Genomic DNA, 6,192 nt, shown 5'->3' on the forward strand with positions numbered 1-6,192 from the left:
GCGGCAGGCGGCAGCACTGGTAGGCCCGGGCACTGCAAGCGAAAACACCGCGCGCCCAATAGAATCCGCTGACATGGGAAAAGTGTCTCCGCCCCGCCTCGTGAGCCGACGCGACGCCCTCCTCGCGGGCCTGGCGTTACCGCTGCTCGGCGCGGCGTCGTGCGCGGGACCGCAGGGCGCGGGCGGCGGGGAGGCGCCCCCGGAGCGCCCGACGCCCTCGGCGACCGGGCCGGCGAGGGTGGACGTCGATAAGCCTTGGCCCGCGGACGTCGCAGCGAGGTACGACAGCCCCGAGCCCCGCGCGTGGGGCTACGACCTGCCGGGGATCGTGGAGACGCTCGACCCGAGCTCGACGTCGATTGCCCTGACCTTCGACGCCTGCGGCGGGCTGCACGGCTCGCTTATCGACGACCCCCTGCTCGCCCTCCTCGAGCAGCAGGCGGTGCCGGCGACCCTGTTCTGGAACAAGCGCTGGATCGAGCAGAACCCGCAGCGGGCGCGGGACATCGCGGAGAACCCGCTGTTCCAGATCGAAAACCACGGCACCCTGCACAAGCCGCTGTCGGTCAACGGCCGCGCCGCCTACGGCATCCCCGGCACCGAAAGCGCCGCGGAGCTGGTGGGCAGCGTCAGCGTTCCATTTCTGCAGGACGGTTGCCGGTTTTGCTTTCGGTCCAGTAGCCGATTACGTGGTGGCGGTTGCGGGGTGAACTGAGGCGTTTGCGGAGGTCTGAACGGATCGAGCGGCTGGAAGCTGCTTCACACGCAGCCCACGCATACCAGGGCTCACCGGGCGGGGTGAATTCCGCTACGGCGGCCGGCAGCGCGCTTGGGCCGCGGCCGTTTCCAGTCCCAGTCAGCCAGCGGTACTCGACGGAAGCGGCGGATTTGATCTCTTGGATGTCTGCCCTTTCGGGTACTTCGATAATGGCAAGAGCCCGGGTGGCCGTGGGCATTTCTTCGATGATGCGTCCGAGGCCGGGAAGGCCTGTGGCGTCGGCGACGAGAAGGTGGAACGTGGCGTCCGCAGGCGGGCGGTAGTAGGAGCCGCCGCCGTGGAAGGCGCCGATCACGTGGCCGGGCTCCGCACGTTCAGCCCAAGTTGAGGCTATTCCGTCGCCGTGGATGGCAAAGTCGATGTCGAACAACCTGCCTTGGTCGTAGACGGCGCGGACAGTGTAGTGGCGCCACGGGGGTTCTTCTCCTTTCCAGCCGGGACCGTATTCGGGCAGGTTGAAAACGGTTAAATCGGCCTCCGTCTCACCGGGGTGGGGGAGGGCGATGTCGATGTGCTCGTCACCGGAGCCGTCGGTGTTCCAGCGCCAGGCTCCGATGGTGCGAAACGAGATCCGGATCATGTGGGGGGTGAGTCGTGTGACACGCTCGACCTGTGCAGGGGAGCAGGGGACGGCCATGGTGTTATTTCTCCTTAGGTGCAAGAGGTGGTTGGAACGTGCGAGGAAGCTGCTCGTGCCCACGGGCCCACGCCTCCCACAGCGAACGGAAGACGCCGCCGGTCGCGAGCAGTTCGCGGGGCTCGCCGCACTCGATGATGCGGCCGGCTTCAAACACAGCGGTGATGTCGGCGTTTTCAGTATGGGAGAGGCGGTGAGCGATGATGATTGCGGTGCGACCGTGCACGACTGTGTCCACGGCACGGTCGAGTGCCGAATCGGCTCCTGCATGGGCGGAGGCCTCGTCGAGCACCACAACGGGTGGGTCGGCGAGAAGTACGCGAGCGAGCGCGATGTGCTGGAGGCGTTGTTCGTCAAGATCGTGCGGGACGGGCGAGTTGATTCCCCCCGGAAGGTCGGCCGCCCAGTGCGCACCCACTGCGCGGAGAGCGGTGCGTAGCTCGTCGTCGGTGGCGTCTGCGCGGGCAAGGCGCAGGTTATCGGCGAGCGTGCCGGAGAACAGATGCGTCTCCTGGGTGACGAGCATGACCGCCGGCTTACCTGAAGCCTGTGCCGCACGGGTAGCGGGTTGCCCGCCGACGATGACGGAGCCGCAGGTAGGAGCGGCAAGCCCCCCGATGAGGTGCGCAGTGGTCGATTTTCCGGAACCGCTTGCCCCGACGAACACGGCGCGCGCCCCCGAAGGGACGGTGAGTGTGAGATCGGTGACAGCAGCAGTTGACGCCTGGGGGTAGGTAAACGTCACCCCGCGCAGCTCGACGGCTCCGTCGCGGATTTCATAGCGCGGCTGTGCGGGCGCCGTACTGCGCAGCACGCCGACGAGGCGCTCGAGTCCTGCTTGGGCCCGCTGAAGGTCGTCGACGCTGGACAGTAAGTCTCCGATGGGGATGAACAAACGGTGGAAGAAAAGCGCGGCTGCAGTCACCGTCCCCACGGTTATTTCTACCGTTTCCACCCTCCAGAATCCGACGGCGAGCACGGCGGCGAGACCTGTGAACTCCGCCAGGTTGAGCGTCCCGTTGAACACGTTTCGCGCTTTTCCTGCCGCACGGGCGGTCTCTACAGCAGTGAGGCTGCGTTCGGCTATCAGGCCGAGGCGGAAAGGGGCAAGGCGGTAGGTGCGAACGGTCTCTTGTCCGGCAACGCTTTCTATGATCGCTTGCCCACGGTCGGACTCCTCGCACCGCAGCTGCACGTACAAGGGGCGGGAACGGCGAAGAAAGCGTGACACGGCGACTAGCTGAAGTGGGACAGCACTCAACGCGGCTAGCGCGAGGAAAGGGTCGAGTGCGGCGATGCCTACTGCGGTGAGCACGATCGTGAACAGGGCGCTGACAAAGCGCGGCAGCACCTCAGACCCGGCCTCAGTGACCGCCTCGACATCCCGGGTTAGCCGTGACACCACGTCTGAGCTTCCCGCTCGTTCGATCGTCGTCGCATCGATCCGCATCGCTGCAGCGAACACGTCCTCGCGTAATTCAGAGAGCGAGCCTTGTATGCAGATGACCAACAGCCGGCCGCCTAACAACGAGGTGGCGGCCGAGAGGACGCCCGCCGCGATGAGGGAACCGGCTGTGAGCCAGATGCGCCACGCACCAACACCTGAAAGGACGATATCGACGATCCAGCCGAGCAAAGGGGGGATTGCCAACGCGCTGGCTGAGCAGGTCAATAGCAACGCCAGTGTGGCAGCAAGCAGGCCTCGTCGTCGCGTGAGGAGGCTGCGGACAGTGCGCGCAGTCTCGCGTACGGATGCCACGGGTAGCGAATGAGTCACTAACGCACCTCGTTTCGTGTGTTTTCGTGTGAGGTGAAGTCGACGACCGTCGCGCAGCTGCCGAGGAGAATGGGGTCGCTCGTGACCAGTACTATGGTGCGGCCGCATCCGGCGAGGCCAGCCCCAACGCGCTGCGTCGTGATGGGGTCGAGGGCGGTAGCGGGTTCCTCGAGTACGAGAACGTCGGCTGGCGTATGCAGTGCTCGAGCCAGAAGTAGCCGCTGCCGCTGCCCGCCGGACAGGCGGCGCCCATGCTCGCCGACGGGTGCGTCGGGTGAGCCGGCGTATTCGATTACGTCGTCCAGCGCGGTTGCCCTCACCACGCCGTCGTCGAGCGGGCAGGAATCACTCGCCCACAGCGTGACATTGTCGCGGATGCTGCCGGTGAACACGTAGGCATCGTGAGGCGGGGCCAGCACGTGCCCCCGGTAGGCAGCGCAGCCGATGCTCAACGCATCGGCCTCGCCCAGGATGAGCTCCCCCGGCGCGGGTGTCGTGCGGAAACCCAGGCGGGACGCTACGTCGTGAGCCTGCTTGGCGTCGACGACACGGAGGCCGACCATCCGGCCCGGCTTCGACTCAACTGCGGGGCCATTCACCGGGTTCCACCGCAGCATTCCGTGAGCCGGGCGGGCTCCCCGTCCCTCCGGGAGGCAGTGCGGTTCAACGAGCAGATCCTGCAGGCGGCGGGCGGATGCGCGTTTGTGCGCCCAGTTTGCTCCGAAGGTGCCGATGTGGTCGAGGGAGCCCTGCAGGAACTGAGCCAGCCCCACCACGGTGATCAGCTGTCCCGGGGTGATGGCTCCGTGCAGTGCCATCCACCCGGCAGCGGCAGCTAACGAGCTGAGGTAGAGGATCGACACCCCTGTGCTGACGGCCTGGTACGTCAAGAGCGAACGGGATGCGCGGATCGCGCCCTCACGGGAGGCTGCGCTCGCTTCACGGTAACGTGCGACGATCTGCTGGTGAGCGGCGAGGCCGTGAATGATCCTCAACCCCTCCATGGCGTCCGTGGCCACGTCGCTCGCCCGCGAGACTGCGCTCTGTTCGGCCAGGCCCAGCCGTTCGAGCGGCTGGGCCAACGCGGCCATTCCCCACAGCATGAGAACTGCCCCGACCAGAACGGCGAGGCCGAGCGGGAGCGAGATGAGCAGCAGCGCCGCCACCGCAGTAAGCAGGGCCGCAAGGGTGGCCGCTTGTTCGGCGATGTTCCACGAGACTCCGGCAACCCGATACGTGTCGCTTGTGGTGATGGACAGCACCTCGCCAGTCCGGCGGGTTCTCATTCCGCGCGTATCCAGCACCCGTGCGACCGCTATTTGCCGTAAGTCGTGCTCGCCGCGCCCGTAGATGCGGATCATCGACAGGCTCGCCCCTTGGTAGCTGAACGATAGGACGAGGAACACGGCTCCCAGCACACCGAGCCACAACGCCAGAGCGCCGGGGTCGCGAGGCAGCACCGCGCGGTCAATGACCACACCGATCAGGATGGGAACAGCCGCCTCGCTCGCTTGGTGAAGCATGAACCCGAGGGTCGCCAGCGAAAGCCGCCACCAGCGTCCGCCGCGCGTCAGCGCCAACCGCATGACCCGAACTGGGCGGTCTCGCTGCAACGGCGCGATGTTTGTGGTCATTGTTGGCAGGATAGGCGCCCGGTCAGTCTCAAAGGCGACACATGTTGTCGTCCGTCGGACACGTGTTGGTAGGTTACGCTTACCTAAGTACAAGTGTGATCGTGGAACTGTTGAGGAGCGGTGGTGACTCTACTTGATTCCTCGTTGGCCAACGAGTGCATCAATTGCCCTGAGAACTTTCCGGTGAGAGGGCGGATCGTGCCCGAAGGGTACCTGCTTACCACCCGCTATCTCCGGTACGCGTATATCGACGACGCCGATGGATGCTCGACGGATGCGCACGCCCACCCCGAGCATGTCGTGTTCTGGCCGGAGCGAGCTTGTGCCGAAGTCGAGGTGGATGGCGTTCGCCACAGCCTCTCCGTTGGCCAAGGTCTGTGGGTGCCCGCCGGGACGCGGCACGCAGTCAGCCGCGACCCCTCGACTACTCTGGCTGCCCTGTATCTGTTGCCCGAGGCGTGGGACGGGCGCGCACCGGACGTGCACCCGGTTTCTGTGAATGCCGCGCTGCGCGAGCTTCTCAGCCACCTAGCGGAAACCGGTATGCCCCGCCAGCAGCGGTTGCGCGCCCAAAGAGTGTGCCTCGAACTCGTCGCGGATGCGGCGTTTCCCGTAATCGAGCTGCCGCTTCCTCAGGATTCACGCATCGCCCCGATCTGCCGGTCGATTATGAGCAACCCTGCCGACAATCGCTCGATTGGGGACTGGGCGTGGGTCACCTCTACGAGTGCCCGTACTCTCGCACGCGTCTTCCGCGCCGAGACGGGGATGACGTTCAGCCAGTGGCGTACGGCTGCACGCATGTCGGCCGCCGTCCGCCTCCTCAGCGGCGGTACGCCCGTCGGGGTGGTGGCCCGCCGCGTCGGCTACGCCACGATCAGCGCCTTCAGCGCCGCGTTCCACCGCCTTATGGGGCGCCCGCCGCACCTTTTCTTGCCTGCCAACATCGACGTCTGACGGGAAACCCGGTTTGTGGGGCGGCGGTATCGGGAAACGCCCGTCGCCGACGAATGAGGCAAGGTTCCCCGCGGGACTTCGCTTTGCGCCAGTAGGGACGGAGCGCTGGTGGCGGGCTGGCCGCTGCTCGAGGCTCTCGGCCTTAAGCCTGTCGACGGCGCCGTTGAGCTGCAGCACAAGGCCGGTGATCCGGCGAGCTTTACCGTCAGTATGGAGCAGCACATCCCTAGCACTTCACGATGCCCGTCGGCGTTGACCCCAGTGGCGAGCATGACGACCGCGTTGATGACCCGGCCGCCTTCCCTGCCCTTCATCGTCAACGCGTCGGCAGTCACGAACGTGAACGGCCCAGCATCGGTCAGCGGGCGGTGCCGAAACTCGGCCACGTGCTCGTCCAGATCGGCGGCCA

Annotated in this window: 5 protein-coding genes and 1 pseudogene; 2 read left to right on the forward strand and 4 right to left on the reverse strand. The window is 66.2% G+C overall.

The genetic code is table 11. The annotated features are described in order from the left end of the window. The first annotated feature begins 73 nt into the window (after nt 1-73). Complete coding sequence (locus BSZ39_RS02490; RefSeq protein WP_073715813.1) at nt 74-715, forward strand: polysaccharide deacetylase family protein; 642 nt, start codon at nt 74-76, stop codon at nt 713-715. Here the strand turns inward: BSZ39_RS02490 and BSZ39_RS02495 are convergent. The 3 genes from BSZ39_RS02495 to BSZ39_RS02505 are packed head-to-tail and all read right to left on the reverse strand — an operon-like array spanning nt 630 to nt 4,826. Continuing rightward, complete coding sequence (locus BSZ39_RS02495; protein ID WP_073715814.1) at nt 630-1,415, reverse strand: siderophore-interacting protein; 786 nt, start codon at nt 1,413-1,415, stop codon at nt 630-632. The two genes, BSZ39_RS02490 and BSZ39_RS02495, sit on opposite strands and share 86 nt — an antisense overlap. Before the next feature lie 4 nt (nt 1,416-1,419). Then, nucleotides 1,420-3,174, reverse strand: a complete 1,755-nt coding sequence (locus BSZ39_RS02500) for an ABC transporter ATP-binding protein (RefSeq protein WP_158025073.1) — start codon at nt 3,172-3,174, stop codon at nt 1,420-1,422. A gap of 17 nt (nt 3,175-3,191) precedes the next feature. Next, nucleotides 3,192-4,826, reverse strand: a complete 1,635-nt coding sequence (locus BSZ39_RS02505; RefSeq protein ID WP_073715816.1) for an ABC transporter transmembrane domain-containing protein — start codon at nt 4,824-4,826, stop codon at nt 3,192-3,194. A 198-nt stretch (nt 4,827-5,024) separates the two neighbouring features. On the opposite strand from BSZ39_RS02505, the gene BSZ39_RS02510 reads away from it, so the two are divergent. Continuing rightward, entirely contained in the window at nt 5,025-5,783 is a 759-nt protein-coding gene (locus BSZ39_RS02510) for a helix-turn-helix transcriptional regulator (protein ID WP_143180334.1), read from the forward strand. 221 nt (nt 5,784-6,004) lie between these two features. Here the strand turns inward: BSZ39_RS02510 and BSZ39_RS14480 are convergent. After that, nucleotides 6,005-6,192, reverse strand: a pseudogene (locus tag BSZ39_RS14480) (transposase); the annotation flags it as partial.

The sequence above is a fragment of the Bowdeniella nasicola genome (assembly GCF_001907295.1).
Classification (GTDB): Bacteria; Actinomycetota; Actinomycetes; order Actinomycetales; family Actinomycetaceae; genus Bowdeniella; species Bowdeniella nasicola.